Origin of the sequence: Xanthobacter variabilis, assembly GCF_043831965.2 — a bacterium.
GTDB lineage: Bacteria > Pseudomonadota > Alphaproteobacteria > Rhizobiales > Xanthobacteraceae > Xanthobacter.
Window position 1 is genome coordinate 1,519,843 of record NZ_CM195533.1, and the last position, 18,119, is coordinate 1,537,961.

At 67.6% G+C, this 18,119-nt stretch carries 14 protein-coding genes; 12 read left to right on the top strand and 2 right to left on the bottom strand.

Going from position 1 to position 18,119, the window contains the following annotated elements:
• Positions 1-324: 324 nt before the first annotated feature.
• The 3 genes from odhB (at position 325) to lpdA (ending at position 3,693) form a co-directional block, all read left to right on the top strand.
• Positions 325-1,536 carry a 2-oxoglutarate dehydrogenase complex dihydrolipoyllysine-residue succinyltransferase gene (odhB, locus tag V5F26_RS06670; protein ID WP_394058985.1) on the top strand — a complete coding sequence of 404 codons (1,212 nt, stop codon included), beginning with the start codon at positions 325-327 and terminating at the stop codon, positions 1,534-1,536.
• A gap of 78 nt (positions 1,537-1,614) precedes the next feature.
• The gene (locus V5F26_RS06675) at positions 1,615-2,253 is read left to right on the top strand and encodes a LysE family translocator (RefSeq protein ID WP_394059088.1); all 639 of its coding nucleotides are present in this window, start codon (positions 1,615-1,617) and stop codon (positions 2,251-2,253) included.
• A 36-nt stretch (positions 2,254-2,289) separates the two neighbouring features.
• Positions 2,290-3,693 (top strand): dihydrolipoyl dehydrogenase, encoded by a 1,404-nt coding sequence (gene lpdA / locus V5F26_RS06680; RefSeq protein WP_234054084.1) that lies wholly within the window; start codon positions 2,290-2,292, stop codon positions 3,691-3,693.
• Between the two features lie 300 nt (positions 3,694-3,993).
• Here the strand turns inward: lpdA and V5F26_RS06685 are convergent, their stop codons facing one another.
• Positions 3,994-4,428, bottom strand: coding sequence for a VOC family protein (locus V5F26_RS06685; RefSeq protein WP_394058988.1), 435 nt, complete (start codon positions 4,426-4,428; stop codon positions 3,994-3,996).
• A 143-nt stretch (positions 4,429-4,571) separates the two neighbouring features.
• On the bottom strand, positions 4,572-5,501 hold the full coding sequence (locus tag V5F26_RS06690; protein WP_394947097.1) for a tyrosine recombinase XerC: 930 nt from the start codon (positions 5,499-5,501) through the stop codon (positions 4,572-4,574).
• 416 nt (positions 5,502-5,917) lie between these two features.
• Here V5F26_RS06690 and V5F26_RS06695 point away from each other — a divergent pair, with 416 nt between their 5' ends.
• The 9 genes from V5F26_RS06695 to V5F26_RS06735 all read left to right on the top strand — a co-directional run bounded on the left by V5F26_RS06695 (position 5,918) and on the right by V5F26_RS06735 (position 18,111).
• Entirely contained in the window at positions 5,918-6,400 is a 483-nt protein-coding gene (locus V5F26_RS06695; RefSeq protein WP_394946969.1) for a hypothetical protein, read from the top strand.
• Between the two features lie 2,060 nt (positions 6,401-8,460).
• Positions 8,461-10,122: a lipid II flippase MurJ gene (locus tag V5F26_RS06700; protein WP_394946970.1), complete on the top strand. Its 1,662-nt coding sequence runs from the start codon at positions 8,461-8,463 to the stop codon at positions 10,120-10,122.
• 417 nt (positions 10,123-10,539) lie between these two features.
• The gene (gene trpS / locus V5F26_RS06705; protein WP_394058993.1) at positions 10,540-11,577 is read left to right on the top strand and encodes a tryptophan--tRNA ligase; all 1,038 of its coding nucleotides are present in this window, start codon (positions 10,540-10,542) and stop codon (positions 11,575-11,577) included.
• Positions 11,578-12,056: 479 nt separating this feature from the next.
• Positions 12,057-13,679, top strand: coding sequence for a cytochrome-c oxidase, cbb3-type subunit I (gene ccoN, locus V5F26_RS06710; RefSeq protein WP_234054091.1), 1,623 nt, complete (start codon positions 12,057-12,059; stop codon positions 13,677-13,679).
• A 14-nt stretch (positions 13,680-13,693) separates the two neighbouring features.
• Positions 13,694-14,440, top strand: coding sequence for a cytochrome-c oxidase, cbb3-type subunit II (ccoO, locus tag V5F26_RS06715; protein WP_234054093.1), 747 nt, complete (start codon positions 13,694-13,696; stop codon positions 14,438-14,440).
• Between the two features lie 3 nt (positions 14,441-14,443).
• The gene (locus tag V5F26_RS06720; protein ID WP_234054098.1) at positions 14,444-14,605 is read left to right on the top strand and encodes a cbb3-type cytochrome c oxidase subunit 3; all 162 of its coding nucleotides are present in this window, start codon (positions 14,444-14,446) and stop codon (positions 14,603-14,605) included.
• Between the two features lie 4 nt (positions 14,606-14,609).
• Positions 14,610-15,494 carry a cytochrome-c oxidase, cbb3-type subunit III gene (gene ccoP / locus V5F26_RS06725; protein WP_234054100.1) on the top strand — a complete coding sequence of 295 codons (885 nt, stop codon included), beginning with the start codon at positions 14,610-14,612 and terminating at the stop codon, positions 15,492-15,494.
• A gap of 435 nt (positions 15,495-15,929) precedes the next feature.
• Complete coding sequence (ccoG, locus tag V5F26_RS06730; RefSeq protein WP_394058996.1) at positions 15,930-17,405, top strand: cytochrome c oxidase accessory protein CcoG; 1,476 nt, start codon at positions 15,930-15,932, stop codon at positions 17,403-17,405.
• A 199-nt stretch (positions 17,406-17,604) separates the two neighbouring features.
• Positions 17,605-18,111, top strand: coding sequence for a FixH family protein (locus V5F26_RS06735; protein WP_370640800.1), 507 nt, complete (start codon positions 17,605-17,607; stop codon positions 18,109-18,111).
• Positions 18,112-18,119 lie beyond the last annotated feature (8 nt).

Sequence of the window (18,119 nt, forward strand, 5' to 3'; positions counted from 1 at the left end):
GTCGCTTCCCGGCGCCGCGCGCGGGGCTGAACCCGAGGTCGCCATCCGGTATGGCGGCCTGCGGGGCGGCGTGGGGCGGAGCCGGGGGACTGCCGCCGGAGCGTTCCCGCGGCGGAGCCGGGCGAGGGCCGTGATGGCCGCTCCCGGCTTTGATCGCCGGCGGATGCTCCTTTCGCTCAAGAGTTTCCGCCATGCCCCAGGCATGGCTACGTTTTCACACGTCCCCTGCCGGGCCCTGGGCCCGGCATAAGTTTCACATGACGTGCCGGGGTTCGCCCGGCACATGCCGACATTTGAGGGAGGCCCCCGAAGGGGGCGAACACCATGGCGACCGAGATCCGCGTACCCACCCTGGGCGAATCCGTGACGGAAGCGACCATCGGCAAGTGGTTCAAGAAGCCCGGCGAGGCCGTGAAGGCCGATGAGCCCATCGTGGAGCTGGAGACGGACAAGGTGACCGTCGAGGTGCCCGCTCCGGCCGCCGGCGTGCTGGCCGAGATCATCGCCAAGGACGGTGACACCGTGGGCGTGGGCGCGCTGCTCGGCTCCATCACCGAGGGCGCCGGCGCTGCCGCCGCCGCGCCTGCCGCCGCAGCCCCGGCTCCCGCTCCGGCCGCTGCCCCGGCTCCGGCCGTCGCCGCCGCTCCGGTGGCTGCCGGTTCCAATGGCCCGGCCGTGGCCCGCATCGCCGCCGAGACCGGCGTCAACCCGGCCGCCGTCGCCGGCACGGGCAAGGATGGCCGCGTGACCAAGGGCGACATTCTCGCCGCCGTTGCCTCTGGCGTGTCCGCGGCCCCGGTCGCTGCCCCGCGCGTCGCTTCCGCCCCGGTGGATGCCGCCCGCGAGGAGCGGGTGAAGATGACCAAGCTGCGGCAGACCATCGCCCGCCGCCTGAAGGACGCCCAGAACACCGCCGCCATGCTCACCACGTTCAACGACGTGGACATGTCCGGCGTGATGGCCCTGCGCGCCCAGTACAAGGACGCCTTCGAGAAGAAGCACGGCACCAAGCTCGGCTTCATGGGCTTCTTCACCAAGGCCGTGATCGCGGCCCTGAAGGACCTGCCGGCGGTCAATGCCGAGATCGATGGCACCGACCTCGTCTACAAGAATTACTACAATATCGGCATCGCGGTGGGCACCGAGAAGGGCCTCGTGGTTCCGGTGGTGCGCGACGCGGACCTGATGTCGATCTCCGATATCGAGAAGCAGATCGCCAATTTCGGCAAGCGTGCCCGTGACGGCAAGCTCGGCATCGACGAGATGCAGGGCGGCACCTTCACCATAACCAATGGCGGCATCTACGGCTCGCTGATGTCCACCCCCATCCTGAACGCGCCGCAGTCCGGCATTCTCGGCATGCACCGCATCGAGGAGCGTCCGGTGGTGGTGAAGGGGCAGATCGTCATCAAGCCGATGATGTACCTGGCGCTCTCCTACGATCACCGCATCGTCGACGGCCGCGAGGCCGTGACCTTCCTGGTGCGTGTGAAGGAGACCCTGGAGGATCCCGCGCGTCTCGTGCTGGACCTGTGATGTAGCAAGGCTTGGAGTGCCCGGGGCATCGGCTGCGATGCGCCGGGCCCCTGGGCCGGTGGGGGAAGCGCCTTCATGGTGAGCCACCTTTCCGAATATCTGACCCTGATGGCGGTGTTCGCGGTCGCGGCCGTCGCGCCGGGCCCGGATTTCGCGATGGTGGTGCGCCAGAGCGTGGTGCACGGCCGCCGTGCGGGGCTTTTCGCCAGCTTCGGCATCGGCACGGCCCTTCTGCTTCATGCCAGCTATACGCTGGCGGGGCTCGGCCTGCTGGTCTCCCACTCGTTGCTCGCCTTCAGTGTGCTCAAATGGGTGGGCGCGGCCTATCTGGTCTATGTCGGCTTCAAAACCTGGAGCGCGGCGGCCGGTGGGGCGCCCGAGGTGGCGGCGGCTTCGGCTCCCGGTTTATCGCCGGGGCGCAGCTTTGCCCTCGGCTTCCTCACCAATGCGTTGAATCCCAAGGCTGTGCTGTTCTTCCTGTCGCTGTTCGGCACCGTGGTGAGCGCTGAGACGCCGCTCGTCATCCAGGCGGGCTATGCGCTTTCCATGGCCGGGCTGCTGATCGGCTGGTACACGCTCGTCACCTTCTTCTTCACCGGGCGCGCCGTGCGTGACGGCCTCGCCCGCTTTGGCCGCTGGTTCAACCGGATCACCGGCGCGCTCCTGATCGGTCTTGGCATCCGGCTCGCTCTGCAAAGGGTCACGACGGTGCCCTGAGGCGGGCGCGGCGGCCTCTCACTTCGAGGAAATCTCATGTCCTACGATCTCATCATCATCGGCACCGGCCCCGGCGGCTATGTGGCGGCCATCCGCGCGGCCCAGCTCGGCCTGAAGGTGGCTGTGTGCGAGAAGCGCGGCACCCATGGCGGCACCTGCCTCAATGTGGGCTGCATCCCGTCCAAGGCTCTGCTCTATGCGTCCGAATTCTTCGAGGAAGCCGGCCACAAGTTCGGCGAGATGGGCATCGGCGTGTCCGCGCCCAAGCTCGACCTGAAGGCCATGCTCGCGTTCAAGGACAAGGGTGTGGACGGCAATGTGAAGGGCGTCGAGTTCCTGCTCAAGAAGAACAAGGTCGACGTCTATATGGGCGTGGCCAAGATCCTGGCCCCCGGCAAGGTTGAGGTGAAGCTCAACGCGGATGGCAAGGTCGAGACCCTCGAGACCAAGAACATCCTGATCGCCACCGGCTCGGACGTGGCGCCGCTGCCGGGCGTGACCATCGACGAGAAGCGCATCGTCTCCTCCACCGGCGCGCTGTCGCTGGACAAGGTGCCGGGCAAGCTCGTGGTGGTGGGTGCCGGCGTCATCGGCCTGGAGCTCGGCTCTGTGTGGCGGCGCCTGGGTGCTCAGGTCACCGTGGTGGAGTTCCTCGACCGCATCCTGCCCGGCATGGATGGCGAGGTGGCCCGCAACTTCCAGCGTCTGCTGGAGAAGCAGGGCTTTACCTTCAAGCTCGGCACCAAGGTGATGGGCGTCGACAGCTCGGGCAAGACCCTGAAGGTTTCGGTGGAGCCCGCCGCCGGTGGCGCCGCCGAGGTGCTGGAAGCGGATGTGGTGCTGGTGGCCATCGGCCGCATTCCCTACACCGCGGGCCTCGGCCTGGAAGAGGTGGGCGTGGCCAAGGATCCGAAGGGCCGCATCGTCACCGATGCGCACTATGCCTCCTCGGTCCCCGGCATCTATGCCATCGGCGACGTCATTGCCGGCCCCATGCTGGCCCACAAGGCCGAGGACGAGGGCGTGGCCTGCGCCGAACTGCTGGCGGGCAAGGCCGGCCACGTGAACTATGACGTCATCCCCGGCGTCGTCTACACGTTCCCGGAGGTCGCTTCCGTCGGCAAGACCGAGGAAGAGCTGAAGGCGGCCGGCATCGCCTACAAGGTGGGCAAGTTCCCCTTCACCGCCAACGGCCGCACCAAGGTGAACAACACCACCGACGGCTTCGTGAAGATCCTGGCCGACGCCGCTACCGACCGCGTGCTGGGTGCCCACATCATCGGCCCTGAGGCCGGCGAGATGATCCACGAATGTGCGGTGCTGATGGAGTTCGCCGGCTCGTCCGAGGATCTCGCGCGCACCTGCCACGCCCACCCCACCCGCTCGGAAGCGGTGAAGGAGGCGGCGATGGCCGTGGAGAAGCGCGCCATCCACATGTGAGCGCGGCCCTGTCGCGGGCGCGTGGGGTTTCCCCGCGCGGCCTGCCACCGAGCTCGCCTGTCCCCCGGTTCGCAACCGGGGGACTGCACAAGAACCAAGGGCCGGCCGAGGAAAGCTCGGGCCGGCCCGTTGTTCTTGTGCGCAAAAAAAGACCCCTCGGGACGGGTGTCCGGAGGGGTTGGAAGGAGGTCACTTGGTCTTTCGGCAACGCCGATCGATAGGGTGAAGATGGAGTGGTTTGGCTAATAAAGGGTTTCTGCCAAACCTGATGTCCCCAGAGCCGCGGCGGCTTTCGGCTTCCTACTGCGCGGAGTAGGTGACCGCCTCGATGCGCCAGCCGTCCGGATCCTTGATGAAGGCGGCATAATAGGTTTCGCCATATTGCGGGCGTGGGCCCGGGCCGCCATTGTCGGTGCCGCCATTGGCGAGGCCGGCGGCGTGGAAGGCGTGGACGGCCGCGCGGTCAGGCGCGCAGAAGCACAGGTGGAAGCCGGGCGGGCACTCGATGGGGCCCGGGCGCAGTTCCACCCAGAAGGGCGCGGAACCCGGGGGGCTGTCAGGCGCGGGCAGGGCGCCGGCGGGGCCCCAGCAGGCGGAAGTGCCCCCATCATCGGAATAATCCGCCACCTTCACCAAGCCGAGCGGCGCCAGCACCGCGTCATAGAAGGCGATGGCTCTTTTCAGGTCGGTGGTGCCCAGGGACATGTGCTCGATGACGGGACGCACGGGCGTCATGGAAGGCCTCGTTGTGTTGGGCGGCGACGCATGCCGCGGCGCAATTACAGCATTTTCCTCACAATATTCCATACTTCCTGTGAGGAAAATTTGGCCTTCACTGCCCATCCCGCGGGCAGCGCCACAAAATGCCTCGCGCCCGCTCACGCCCGCGGGTGGGCCGCACGATAGGCGGCCATGAGTGAGGCGGCGTCCACGTCGGTGTAGATCTGAGTGGTGGCGAGGGAGGCGTGCCCCAGCAGTTCCTGGATGGCACGCAGATCCCCACCGCGCGACAGCAGGTGCGTGGCGAAGGAGTGGCGCAGGGCGTGGGGCGTGGCGCTCTCCGGCAGCGCGAGGGCGCCGCGCATGCGCTCAATGGCGAGCTGCACGATGCGCGGGGAAAGCGGCCCGCCTTTGACACCCCGGAACAGGGGGCGGTCCGGCGCCAGCACATGCGGGCACAGCGCCTTATATTCCGCGATGGCCTGCGCGACGGGCGCGATGATCGGCACCATTCGCGTCTTGTTGCCCTTGCCAGTCACCGTGATCTGGTCGGTTCCCGCCGTCACCATTCCCGCCGAAAGGCCCAGCGCCTCGGAAATGCGGAGCCCCGCGCCGTAGAGCAGCGCAATCACGGCGGCATCGCGCGCGAGCACCCAGGGCTCACGCGCCTCGCCGGCTCGCGTCGCGGGGTCGGCGAGGGCCCGGGCGGCTGCGATGGAAACGGGCTTGGGCAGGCTTTTGGGCACCTTGGGCGCGCGCACCGCGGCTAGCGCCCCCACCTTGCCCTGTCCCTCCCGCTCCAGATGGCGGGCGAAGGAGCGGGCGGCGGCGAGCAGGCGCACCAGGGTCCGCGGCGCCACCCCCTCCGCCCGCCGCGCGGCCAGAACCGCACGCACGTCCGCCGGCCGCAGGGCCGCGAGAGCCGGAAGGTCCGGTCGCTCACCCAGATGGACCGTGAGGTGGTGCAGCACGGTGGCGAGGTCGCGCGCATAGGCCTCCAGCGTTTTTTGCGAAAGGCGGCGCTCGTGGGCCAGGCGTGCCAGCCAGGCCTCGGCGGCCCGCCCCACATCGGGCGTGGCGGCGGACATGAGGCCGTGGGCGGCGCGCGCGGCGCGGTCCCGATCGGTCATGGCCATGGCGAGCTCTCCTGCATATGGTCGGGCTGGACGTAAGCCCGCGCGTGCGACACTGCCCCGCCGACCATTGCCATTTTGCTGACGCGGATCCGGCGCGACCGCACCGGGGCGCGGCGGGCGGCCCTGAACTTGCTTGCTCAGGGTATCGCATGCGGGGGATCATTGTCCCCCGTGGCGGCTCGCAGCATCTCACTCCCGCTGAGACGCCTTTGGCGCAAGTCTTATAACTCTTTGTTTTAAATCAGTGTTCGTCGCGTGCCAGGGCCGTTTCCACTGCGCCCCGCGCGGTGCGGATCGCGACAGGTGCGCGGGGTGTCGGGTTGCCCCCAACTGCGCCGGGATGCACCACCATCGTGAGACAGGAGCCCATGCCCGTCGATTTCAGCCACCCGCTGCGCCAGTGGTTGCCGACCGCCACTTACGAGGCCTTTCATCCGGCTTTGCCCCAGATGGTGCTGGGGCGATTGCCCGAGCCGGTCTCCATCGCGGTGGGGCGCGCCTACAAGGGGTGGATCGTGGAGACGCCGCAGGAGCGCCGCGCCCTCGAGGCCGCATTCGAGCGCCCCATTCCCCAGCCCGAGCCGGGGCGGCTGAACTTCAAGTCCGGGCCCGACGCGGCCTGTTCCTCGCCGTCCCAAGGCGCGCCCTTCGTCGCACTTTATGAGCCGCCGTCCGCCGGCTGGCCCTTCCTGGTGCTCTCCGCCTGGCCCGAGGATCGCGAGCGGCGCACGCGCATCCAGCGCGACCGATACATCTGGGAGACGTTTCCGACCGCCGCCGCCGCGCAGGCGGAGCTGGACCGCTTGTCCCCGCTTCTGCCCGGCGCGCCGGTGCTTGTGGCGCGGGGATAGGCGCAATGCTTCCCGCAAGCCGCCGCGACAGGGAGCAGGGGCGCGCGGTTCGCCGCGAGGGGCGGCCACGCAGGGGCACCAGCCCAAGCGTGTCGGCCAAGGTACGGTGGCGCGCAGCTTCAGTAGGCGGTGGGGGGAGCGCAGGTCGCTCCGGGGCGGCGGATGAATGGTGTTCGCGAGGCGCGGGTTGGGGGAGCGCGCACGCCCTCCGGGCTTGGCTGGTGAGCGAAGGGCCCGAGCCGCGACGGCCAAACGGAAGGCGCCCGCAATTGTATCTGCCCGGCGCGCTGGTTTTTGCCGCGTGAGGATAAGGCGATCGCCTCCCGCAAGCCGCGGGGACAGGACGCAGGGGCGCGGTTCGCGGCGAGGGGCGGGCCATGCTGGGGGCACCAGCGAGAGCGTGTTGGCCAAGGTGCGGTGGTGCGCTGCTTCAGCAGGGGGCGGGCGTGGAACGCAGCTCGTCCCGGAGCAGTGGACGAATGGTGTTCGCGAGGCGCGGGTTGGGGACCGCGCGTGCCGCTGGCCGCGGCTGGTGAGCGAAGGGCCCGCGCCGTAACAGCCAAACGGAACGGGCCCTCAATTGCGATGCTGCTGGCAGGTGCCCCCACTTCGCGGTGCTGCTGCGTTGGTTTCCCCTTTTCCTTCCGCCAGTGCCCTCGCGGAGGTGGCCGAGGACCGGCGGACATTTGGCGCCCGAGGCGTGGCTTATGGCCGACCGTCGGGGGCGCCTCAGGTCGCGGCTCCCCTGTCCAATGCGGCAGGGCGAGGCGTGGGACGCTAAGTGCGGCGCAGCAGCGAAAGGCAGCGCCGGGGAGAGCCACAAGGTCACGACACGTTCCGCGCTGAGCTTCGGCGGGACCGGTGCGGTGCTGGCGCCCTCCCTCATCCTCCCCGGATGGGGCGGGCGAATGAGGCGCCTGCCAGCCCCAGTTTCATGAATGCTGATTCGTCCTTGCGGAAAGGGGGCAGGCCGAGTGGGCCGGACGAGCGCCGTCACCACAGGTCGAACGACTGAAGGAAGGCACCGGCAGCCGCCCAATGCCAATGAGGCAGCGTAGCCGGGTGGCGGCATCGTGGCCCCGTCATCGCTCCGCACGCCTCAGCCGGCCCCGAGGCCGCGTGTCCCAAGGCTGCATGTCCCTCAGGCGTGCGTCACTTGGAGGGAGCGCCTCTGATGCCGAGGGGCGAGATGCTCTCCCGTCCAGGTCAGGGGCCGCCGGGGGCGGTGTGTCCGGGTGGCCCTCTGGCGAGGCGCTGAGGCCGGGGGCGACCCGGGGGCCGCATTGTGGAACCGCCATCGCTGCCGCTCGCCTCGGCCGGCGCCAAGGCTGCGTGTCCCTCAGGCGTGCGTCATTTGGAGGGAGCGCCTCTGATGCCAAGGGGCGAGATGCTCCCCTTTCATGCCAGGGACCGCCGGGAGCCGTGTGTCCAAGCTGTCCTCTGGCAATACGCTGAGGCCGGGGCTGCGCCTCGGCCGGCCTGTGTCTTCCGCCTCTGGCATGCGTCTCCACGCCGAATCTCGGGCGATGCAGCCCCGCAGGTGGCAAGTGCCTAGAAAGGGAAGAAGAACTTCCGATTCCAAGGGTCGAGTTGATCTCTCAATCGCACCACGGGGCGGCAGTGCCCGCCGTCCATGCTGTCCCCTGGTGATGTCGATGATGCGGGTGAGCGGGCTGGACCTGTTGGGGCACCGCCGTTGTACGCCTCTGCCACCGGCTCCGGGGCGAGGTCGCGCCCGGCAGCCGGTGCGCAGAGAAGAGCCGGAGCGGCGCTCCTGGTTCCCTTGGGGGGGAGGCGATCCAAGAGCCCCGCCAGCGGTTGGCGCCGCCGTGTGTTCTCGCCAGCCTCTGGCAACGCCGCATTTTGGCAGCAGCGGGCGGCAAGAAAACCCCTTGCTCCGCAGCACAGGCATTGTCCGCGCGGCGCGCGTGGGAGCCACATGCAATTCCTCGCCGCTGCCCGCCGCACGCGATTCCACCGGAACAGCCACCCGTTCCGGGCCTGCGATCAAGCGGGAGCGATCCCTCGACATCGGGCGAGGGTGGGGGCATAGGCGTGCCATGTCGTCTCCCGTGCAAGCCGGCTCCGAGGGGCCCGGCGCCACCACCCCCATTGCCGCCCGCACGTCCATGGTTGCGGCGGCGACGCTGGCGTCGCGGGTGCTCGGCTTCGTGCGCGATGCCGCCACGGCCGCTATTCTCGGCGTCGGCCCGGTGGCGGATGCGCTCACCGCTGCCCTCTCTTTGCCCCTGCTGGCGCGGCGATTGTTGGCGGAAGGGGCGTTCAACCTCGCCTTCATTCCCGCGTTGGTGCGGGCGGAGCGCGCCGGCGGACCGGCTGCCCGGCGGCTGGCGGGGGCGACGCTGGTGCTGCTGGCAGGCGTGCTGCTCGCCCTCGCCTTGCTGGCGGTGGCGTTCATGCCGCAGCTGATCCGCCTCCTGGCGCCGGGTTTCCAGCCGGATGGAGATCGCGCCGACGTTGCCATCCTGTGCGGGCGGGTGGCCGTGCTCTACCTGCCGCTGGCGGGGCTCGCCGCCATCTACGGGGGTATCGCGAACAATGCCCAGCGTGTGCTGCTGGCCGCACTGGCGCCGCTGGCGGCCAACCTGACCGTGCTGGCCGCCATTTTCGTGCTGCTGCTGCGAGGGCTGGTGGCCAGTGATGTGGCTGCCTTCGCCATTGCCGGCGCCACGGTGGCTGCGGGCGTGAGTCAATGGGCGTTGATGATGGCGGCGGCGCGCGGATGCCCCGCCGCCCCCGCCCTTGGAAGGCGGGCCTTCGGGACCCACGCCGCCGACGCGGCGCCGCGCCGGCCCTTCCATCCGGCGGCGCATGGAATGCCGGCCTTGCGGGCAGGGCTGGCCGCACTGCCCTGGCGGGCGGCCTGGGCTGTGCTGCGGGCGGCGTCTCCTGCTTTGCTGTTCGCGGGGCTCAGCCAGTTCCGAATCATCATCGCCACGGCCTTCGCCTCGGGCACCGAGGGGGCGGTGGCGGCACTCAATTACGCTCAGCGGCTGATGGACCTGCCCCTGGGGCTGGTGGGGGCCAGCGCCGGTGCGGTGCTGGTGCCTCTGCTGGCCCGCCACGCGGCGGAGAAGAGCAGGGCCGGCGCCGAGGCCGCCAGCAATGCCATGCTCACCGCCCTGGCCTTCGCCCTGCCGGCCGCCATCGGGCTGGCCGTCCTGGCCCATCCCATCGTGGTGGTGCTGTTTCAGCGCGGCGCTTTCGATGCGGAGGATTCCCGCCTCACCGCGACCCTGCTGGCGGTGCTGGCCATCGCCCTGCCGGCGCAGGGGCTGGAGCGCATCCTGTCCGCCACGGCGGCGGCAGCTGGCCTCGTGCGCGGCGCTGAGCGCATCGCGCTGGCCTCGCTGGCGCTGTGTCTGGCCGCCGCGGCGCTGGCGACGCCGCTTGCCGGTCCCGTCGGGGCCGCCGCGAGCGTGGGGCTCTCCGCCTTCGCCTCGCTTGTCGTGTTCACGGCGCTGCTGGCGTGGCGCGGGGCCCTGAGCCTCGACCGGCGGGTGGTCGCCACCGCGGCGGGCCTCCTGGCCGCGGCTCTGCTCATGGGCGCGGCGGTGGGGACGAGCGCCGCGTGCTGGGTCGCACCGGCCAGCGAACTCGCACGCGCGGGCCGCCTCGCGGTCCTCGTGGGGCTCGGCGTGGTGGTCTATGGCGCGTGCGGGCTGCTGCTGAAGCGCCTGATCCGCCGCCTGGCGGCATGACGAAGCCTCTCGCGGCTTGAGCGGCGGGCGGCTCCCTTCAAGCGGCCGGGGCAAAAGATCCGGTCGGGTCGCGCGCCCGGCGATGGGCCCACGCGGCGGCTGCCGGCCACACCAACAGATGTTTTGCCGCGCCTGGGTGCACATCCATGGGCCTGCGTCCCTTGCATCGGCGCGAGAGGGGTGGCATGACGCGCCGGTTCCGTATGGGGCTGCGGCGCGGTGTCTCTGCCGCGCTTGGTTCCGTGTCCCGGCCGGCTTGGTCCGGCGGCGGTCTTCCGCCTTGGTGTTCGTCTGGCGCTGGCGCGGGGATTCCCGGCCGGCATGGCGGGTGCGGCGGGGCTCATGCGGGAACGGGGCGGTTTCTCCGCCCCTTGATCCAGGAATAGCGGGGCGCGCGGCGCCCTTCAGGAGGTCGCCATGGCGGCGGTCGCAGAACGTGTCTTTTCCGGCGTGCAGCCCACGGGCAACCTGCACCTCGGCAACTATCTCGGCGCCATCAAGCGCTTCGTGGAGCTGCAGAACAGCCACGAGTGCATTTATTGCGTGGTGGACCTCCACGCCATCACCGTCTGGCAGGACCCCGAGGAGCTGAAGCGCCACACCCGCGAGGTGACGGCCGCCTTCATCGCCTGTGGCATCGACCCCAAGGCGCACATCGTGTTCAACCAGAGCCAGGTGTCCGGCCATGCCGAGCTCGCCTGGATCTTCAATTGCGTGGCCCGCATGGGCTGGTTGAACCGCATGACGCAGTTCAAGGAAAAGGCCGGCAAGGACCGCGAGAACGTCTCGGTGGGCCTGTTTGCCTATCCCACCCTGATGGCCGCCGACATCCTGCTCTACCGCGCCACCCACGTGCCGGTGGGCGAGGACCAGAAGCAGCATCTTGAGCTGACGCGCGACATCGCGCAGAAATTCAACACCGATTTCGCCCCCACCATCGCCGCCTATGGCCATGGCGAGGGCTATTTCCCGCTCACGGAGCCGCTCATCGCCGGCCCCGCCACGCGCGTGATGAGCCTGCGCGACGGCGCCAAGAAGATGTCGAAGTCGGATGCCTCCGACTTCTCCCGCATCAACCTGACCGACGATGCCGACGCCATCGCCGGCAAGGTGCGCAAGGCCAAGACCGACCCCGAGCCTCTCCCCTCCGAGGAAGAGGGCCTGAAGGGGCGGCCAGAGGCCGAAAATCTGGTGGGTATCTATGCCGCCCTCTCGGATGGCAATAAGGCGCAGGTGCTGAAGGATTTCGGCGGCGCCCAGTTCTCCGCCTTCAAGGCGGCGCTGGTGGACCTGGCGGTGGCCAAGCTTGGCCCCATCGGCGCGGAAATGCAGCGCCTGATGGGCGATGTGAGCGCCATCGACGCCATTCTCGCCGACGGCGCCGAGCGCGCGCGGGTGATCGCCGACCAGACCATTCGCGATGTCAAGGACATCGTTGGCATGGTTCGTGCGTAGCGGCGCGCGCGAAGGTCGAATGGCCTCTTTGCGTCGGATATGAGACGCGGAGGGGTCCATTCCATGATAAATGGAGAACGCGCGCGCGGCCTGCCGCGTGCCGGAGTGGCGCCTGCAACGGTGCCGCCAAGACGACGAAGAACACTCTCGCGCTCCGGCGCGAGGTGGTCCGGCGCCAGGGGTACCCGGCGCGCCGGGCATGGCATGCCAAGGTAACTGGTGCTGGGGCGGCCCGCATTCTTGCGGCGAACGTAAGGTCATGACTGCCGAAAATGGTGGAAAAACGCCACCGTGGCGCGACGCGCCGCCGCAGTGCTCATGACCCCCGGGACATCACGTACCTTTGACATGTATCAAGGAGAAAATGGGCCTCGTGCGCATGGTGCGCTGGAGGCCGTGCGAGTGCAGTGTCACGCCTCGGCGCAAGGGGTTCTGCAATGTCGACAATTCAAGATCCAATCCCAGCCCCGGCGAAGTCCATGCGGTTTGGGGAGGCCGCGCTGCTCGTGGTCTTCGCTGCGTTGGCCTTCCTTTCGATCATCGTGGCGGCGAAGGCCTATTCGTCGGCCTACGCATTTCATGCCTATCTTTTTGCCGCGGGTTCGATTGCCGCTGTCTTCGCCATCGGCAACCGTTACATGGACCGTCCGGCCGGCGCGACGCCGCAGCTGATCGACGGCAAGCCCAACTACAATTTCGATGTGGTGCGATTCGGCGTGATCGCCGCCGTGGTCTGGGGTGTGGCCGGCTTCCTCGCCGGTGACCTGGCGGCCTGGCAGCTCGCCTTCCCCGCCTTCAACTTCGAAACCTCCTGGCTGTCGTTCGGCCGCCTGCGCCCGCTGCACACCTCCGCGGTGATCTTCGCATTCGGCGGCAACGTGCTGATCGCCACCTCCTTCTATGTGGTGCAGCGGACCTCGCACGCCCGCCTCGCCGGTGATCTGGCGCCGTGGTTCGTGGTGCTGGGCTACAACTTCTTCATCGTCATCGCCGGTACGGGCTACCTGCTGGGCATCACCCAGTCCAAGGAATATGCCGAGCCGGAATGGTATGCCGACCTGTGGCTGACGGTGGTGTGGGTCACCTATCTGCTGGTGTTCGTGGCCACCATCTGGAAGCGCCGTGAGCCCCATATCTATGTGGCGAACTGGTTCTACCTGGCGTTCATCATCACCATTGCGATGCTGCACCTGGGCAACAACGTCACCATTCCGGTGTCGCTGTTCTCGGACAAATCCTACATCTACTGGTCGGGCGTGCAGGATGCCATGTTCCAGTGGTGGTATGGCCATAACGCGGTGGGCTTTTTCCTGACCGCCGGCTTCCTGGCCATCATGTACTACTTCATCCCGAAGCGCGCCGAGCGGCCGGTCTATTCCTACCGTCTGTCCATCGTGCACTTCTGGGCCCTGATCTTCATCTACATCTGGGCCGGTCCCCACCACCTGCACTACACCGCGCTTCCCGATTGGGCGCAGACCCTGGGCATGACCTTCTCGGTCATCCTCTGGATGCCGTCCTGGGGTGGCATGATCAACGGCCTCATGACCCTGTCGGGCGCGTGGGACAAGCTGCGTACCGACCCGGTCATCCGCATGATGGTGGTCTCCGTGGCCTTCTACGGAATGTCCACCTTCGAGGGGCCGATGATGGCCGTGAAGGCGGTGAACTCGCTCAGCCACTACACGGAGTGGACCGTCGGTCACGTGCATTCCGGTGCGCTGGGCTGGGTCGCCTACATCTCCTTCGGCGCCATCTACTGCCTGGTTCCCTGGCTGTGGAACAAGCCTCAGATGTATTCCGTGAAGGCCATCGCCTGGCACTTCTGGATCTCGACCCTCGGCATCGTGCTCTACATCTCGTCCATGTGGGTTGCGGGCATCATGCAGGGCCTGATGTGGCGCGCCTACACCAGCCTCGGCTTCCTCGAATACTCGTTCATCGAGACGGTTGAGGCCGTGCACCCGCTCTACGTGATCCGCGCCACCGGCGGCCTGCTGTTCGTCACCGGCGGACTGATCATGGCCTGGAACGTGTGGAAGACCATCACCATGCCGCAGGCGGTGGCCGAGCAGAAGCTCGCCCTCGCCCCCGCGGAATGAGGGAGAAACGACCCATGGCGTCGCAAGGCACGTCCATCTGGGCCAAGCACCAGATCTTCGAAAAGCACACCTACTGGCTGATGCTGGGGATCCTCATCGTGATCTCCATCGGTGGTCTGGTGGAAATCGCTCCGCTCTTCTACCTGAAGGGCACGGTTGAGACGGTGCAGGGCATGCGGCCCTACACCCCTCTCGAGCTGATGGGGCGCAACATCTACATCCGCGAGGGCTGCTACAACTGCCACTCGCAGATGATCCGCCCCCTGCGTGACGAGGTGGAGCGCTACGGCCACTATTCCCTGGCGGCCGAGAGCATGTACGACCACCCCTTCCAGTGGGGTTCCAAGCGCACTGGTCCGGATCTGGCGCGCGTGGGCGGCAAGTATTCCGACGTGTGGCACCAGGAGCACCTGCACAATCCGCGCTCGGTGGTTCCCGCTTCCATCATGCCGGCCTATCCCTGGCTGTCGCAGACCAAGCTCAACGCCAAGCATATCCAGCAGGATATGAAGGTGCTGCGTCTGGAAGGCGTGCCCTATACGGATGAGGACATCGCCAACGCGCAGGCGGACATCCTCACCCAGTCCACCACCGATGCCGACGCGGAGGCGCTGCAGAAGCGCTATCCCAAGGCTCAGGTGCGTGATTTCGACGGAAACCCCGCCGAGCTGACCGAAGCCGACGCGCTCATCGCCTATCTGCAGATGCTGGGCACGCTGGTGGACTTCAAGCTCTACGACAACAAGGCGAACGTGAGGTGAGCCATGTCAGCGAGCTACGAATCCGTGGCGAGTTTTGCGCAGACGTGGGGCTTGGTGCTGTTTGTCATCGCCTTCGCGCTTGTGGTGGCCTACGCCTTCTGGCCCGGCAAGAAACGGAAGAAGGAAATCGAGGACGCCGCCAATATTCCGCTCAAAGAGGATTGATCCCGTGAGCACGACCGAAAACTCTCATCAAGGCCGGCTCGACACGGTCACCGGCGTCCGCACCACGGGCCATGAGTGGGACGGCATCGAGGAGCTGAACAATCCTCTGCCGCGTTGGTGGCTGTGGGTCTGGTATGCCTGCATTGTGTGGTCCATCGCCTATTGGATCATGTACCCCGCGTGGCCGCTGATCTCGACGGCCACGCCGGGCCTCCTGGGCTGGAACTCGCGCTCCGCGGTGTCGCAGCAGATCGATGACCTGCGGGCCCTGCGCGCGGAAAGCACCGCGAAGCTGGCCGACGCCTCGCTTCAGCAGATCGAGGATACCCCGGCTCTGCTGACGCTGGCGCGGGCCCAGGGTCGCGTGGCCTTCGCCGACAATTGCGCGCCCTGCCACGGCCAGGGCGGCGGCGGCGCCGTGGGCTTCCCGAACCTGAACGACGACGATTGGCTGTGGGGTGGTAGCCTCGACCAGATCTACCAGACCATCAGCTACGGCATCCGGTCCGGTGACGATCAGGCCCATGTGGGCAACATGCCGGCCTTCGGTCGCGACGGCATCCTCACCCGGCCGGAGATCTCCGCGGTTGCGGGCTATGTGCGCACGCTTTCCGGTCTGGATAAGCCCGGTGCGGATTATGCGAAGGGCAAGGAAGTGTTCCTCGCCAATTGCGCCGCGTGCCATGGTCCCGAGGGCAAGGGCAATCAGGAAGTCGGCGCGCCCAACCTGACGGACAACATCTGGCTCTATGGTCCCGACAAGGCGACCATCGAGTATGCGGTGACCAATGGTCGTGGCAACGTGATGCCGGCTTGGCATGGCCGCCTCGACCCCACAACCGTCAAGGTGCTGACCGTTTACGTCCACTCGCTGGGCGGCGGCCGCTGAGGTCTGGCCGATCGGAATGGGCTCCCCGGACGCGCGACGTCCGGGGAGCCTTTTTGCGTTCCAACGTGCGGCTTTTGTAGATGCAGCTTCGCCTTCGGGAGCGAGGTCGCGCCACCGCCAGGGACCATACTCAGGTCTGGTGTTGGCACCCGCGGCTGATGCGATGGGCGAGACATTACGGCGGAACGCCGGCTGCCGCCGCGACGAAATGTCGGTGTGGCTTTTAGACCAACTGACATTGTTCTATATTCTAGAGCATGAATGTTTGAACGCTCCCAAAGGCGTGGCCGCCGTGGGGGCCGCGTCCTTCCCCGATCTGCAGACCGCCAGTGGCGGGCCCCGGGGGAGATGATCGGCGGGGGCATCCTCCGCGTCGCCCCGTGGTCTTGGACCTCATGGTCTTGGTCTTGGGGTCAAACTTCGGCGATCGAATAAATGACTGCCCTGACGAAGCCAGAAGCCAACTCGCAGGCGTCCGATCCCGGCCCCAATGTGGTCGGGCCGGATGACGATATCCCGCTGTACGAGAGCCGGAAGAAGATCTTTCCGCAGGCCGTGCACGGGCGCTACCGCACCATCAAGTGGGCGGTGCTGATTGTCTCGCTGGCCATCTATTATTTCCTGCCCTTCGTGCGGTGGGATCGCGGCGCCGATGCGCCCAACCAGGCAGTGCTGCTGGATCTGCCGGCGCGGCGCTTCTATTTCTTCTTCCTGGAGATCTGGCCGCAGGAATTCTACTACGTCGCTGGTCTCCTGATTCTCGCGGCGCTCGTGCTGTTCCTCATGAATGCACTCGCTGGCCGCGTGTGGTGTGGCTATATGTGCCCGCAGACGGTGTGGACCGACCTTTTCATGGCGGTCGAGCGCCTGGTGGAAGGCGATCGCCGGGAGCGGATCCGTCTCGATGCCGCCCCCTGGAACCTGGAAAAGATCGTCCGCCGTACGCTGACGCACTCCATCTGGCTTCTGATCGCCTGGTGGACCGGCGGCGCCTGGGTTCTCTACTTCGCCGATGCCCCCACCCTGGTGAAGGAGCTGGTGACCTTCCAGGCGCCCATGGTGGCCTATATCTCCATCGGCATCCTGACCTTCACCACCTATGCGCTTGCGGGCCACATGCGGGAGCAGGTGTGCACCTACATGTGTCCCTGGCCCCGCATCCAGGCGGCGCTGACGGACGAATACGCCCTTAACGTCACCTATTGCTTCGACCGCGGCGAGCCGCGTGCTTCCGTCAAGAAGGCTGCGGCCGCGCGCGCGGCGGGCCAAGCGGCGGGTGACTGCATCGATTGCGGCCAGTGCGTCAATGTCTGCCCGACGGGCGTGGACATTCGTCAGGGCTCCCAGCTGGCCTGCATTCAGTGCGGCCTCTGCATCGACGCCTGCAACACGGTCATGAAGAAGATCGACCGGCCCGGCGAGCTCATCACCTATGAGAGCGAGGCGAACATGGAGGCGCGGCTTGCGGGCAAGCCGTTCGTTCAGCGCCTCATCCGCCCGCGGACACTGCTTTATGTGGCGCTGATCGGTGCGGTGTGCGCGCTCATGCTCACCACGCTGGTCAACCGGGCCACCGAGGGTGTGTCCGCCCTGCATGACCGCAATCCGCTGTTCGTGCGGCTCTCCGATGGTTCGGTGCGCAACGCTTACACGCTGCGGCTGACCAACAAGCAGCTCCAGGACCGCACCTTCGCGCTGTCCATCTCCGGCGTGCCCGGTGGACGCCTTGATGTGGTGGGCGATCAGGCTGGCGCGCTGACCATCGGCCCCGACCAGACCCGCGAGTTGCGCGTGCTGGTGACGACCCAGGACAAGCTGCCGGCCGCTGCCTCACTTCCGCTCACTTTCCAGATACGGGATGTGGCGACGGGGCGCGAGGCGTCGGTCACCGACCACTTCATCGGCCCCTAGGGAAGCGCGAGACAGCTGGAAGCCAGGCGGGAGCAAGAGCATCCGCCCGGTCTCCGGCGCCTCAATTGGCGTAGGCTTGCCTGCGCCATCAAAGCTCGCGACTTGATGCCTTCCAGCCCCGGCGCTCCCCTCGGAGCATCGGGGTTCGGGATCAGAGCAAGTGGCCGCATCGCGGCCGGGAGCGGGTGAGGAGCGATCGATGGTGGCAGCGGAACGTGGGCAGAGGCCCCCGCGGCGAATCACCGGCACCATGGTGCTGCTGGGGCTTTTGGCCTTTTTCGCTGTCGTCATGACCGTCAATGTCATTATGGCGCGGTACGCCGTCAGCACCTTTGCCGGGCTTGAAACCGAGAGCTCATACAAAGCGGGCCTCACCTTCAGCAAGGAATCGAGCGCCGCGGATGCGCAGGAAGCCCGCCACTGGTCAGTGGACGTGGATCTGGAAACCCCCGCAGGCACGGCCAGGACCGTCGACCTCAAGGTGATGGACGCCAGCGGCACGCCGCTGACCAATCTCGTCGCGGATGGCCGTTTCGCACACCCCACCGACGCCCGGCGGGACGTGGTGCTCGATCTGGTCCCCCTCGGCGGCGGGCGCTACGAGGCCAAAACCGACGCCGGGCCGGGCCAATGGGACCTGGTGATTGATTTCTCGCAAGGCGGGGAGCGGCTGTTCCGGTCCAAGAATCGGGTGCAGCTTCCGTAAGCGGCATC

Coding starts and splice junctions, on each gene's coding strand:
- odhB (WP_394058985.1), top strand. CDS start 325: ATGGCGACCGAGATCCGCGTACCCACCCTGGGCGAATCCGTGACGGAA.
- trpS (WP_394058993.1), top strand. CDS start 10,540: ATGGCGGCGGTCGCAGAACGTGTCTTTTCCGGCGTGCAGCCCACGGGC.
- V5F26_RS06700 (WP_394946970.1), top strand. CDS start 8,461: ATGTCGTCTCCCGTGCAAGCCGGCTCCGAGGGGCCCGGCGCCACCACC.
- lpdA (WP_234054084.1), top strand. CDS start 2,290: ATGTCCTACGATCTCATCATCATCGGCACCGGCCCCGGCGGCTATGTG.
- V5F26_RS06735 (WP_370640800.1), top strand. CDS start 17,605: ATGGTGGCAGCGGAACGTGGGCAGAGGCCCCCGCGGCGAATCACCGGC.
- V5F26_RS06695 (WP_394946969.1), top strand. CDS start 5,918: ATGCCCGTCGATTTCAGCCACCCGCTGCGCCAGTGGTTGCCGACCGCC.
- ccoG (WP_394058996.1), top strand. CDS start 15,930: ATGACTGCCCTGACGAAGCCAGAAGCCAACTCGCAGGCGTCCGATCCC.
- V5F26_RS06720 (WP_234054098.1), top strand. CDS start 14,444: ATGTCAGCGAGCTACGAATCCGTGGCGAGTTTTGCGCAGACGTGGGGC.
- ccoN (WP_234054091.1), top strand. CDS start 12,057: ATGCGGTTTGGGGAGGCCGCGCTGCTCGTGGTCTTCGCTGCGTTGGCC.
- V5F26_RS06685 (WP_394058988.1), bottom strand. CDS start 4,428: ATGACGCCCGTGCGTCCCGTCATCGAGCACATGTCCCTGGGCACCACC.
- ccoO (WP_234054093.1), top strand. CDS start 13,694: ATGGCGTCGCAAGGCACGTCCATCTGGGCCAAGCACCAGATCTTCGAA.
- V5F26_RS06690 (WP_394947097.1), bottom strand. CDS start 5,501: ATGTCCGCCGCCACGCCCGATGTGGGGCGGGCCGCCGAGGCCTGGCTG.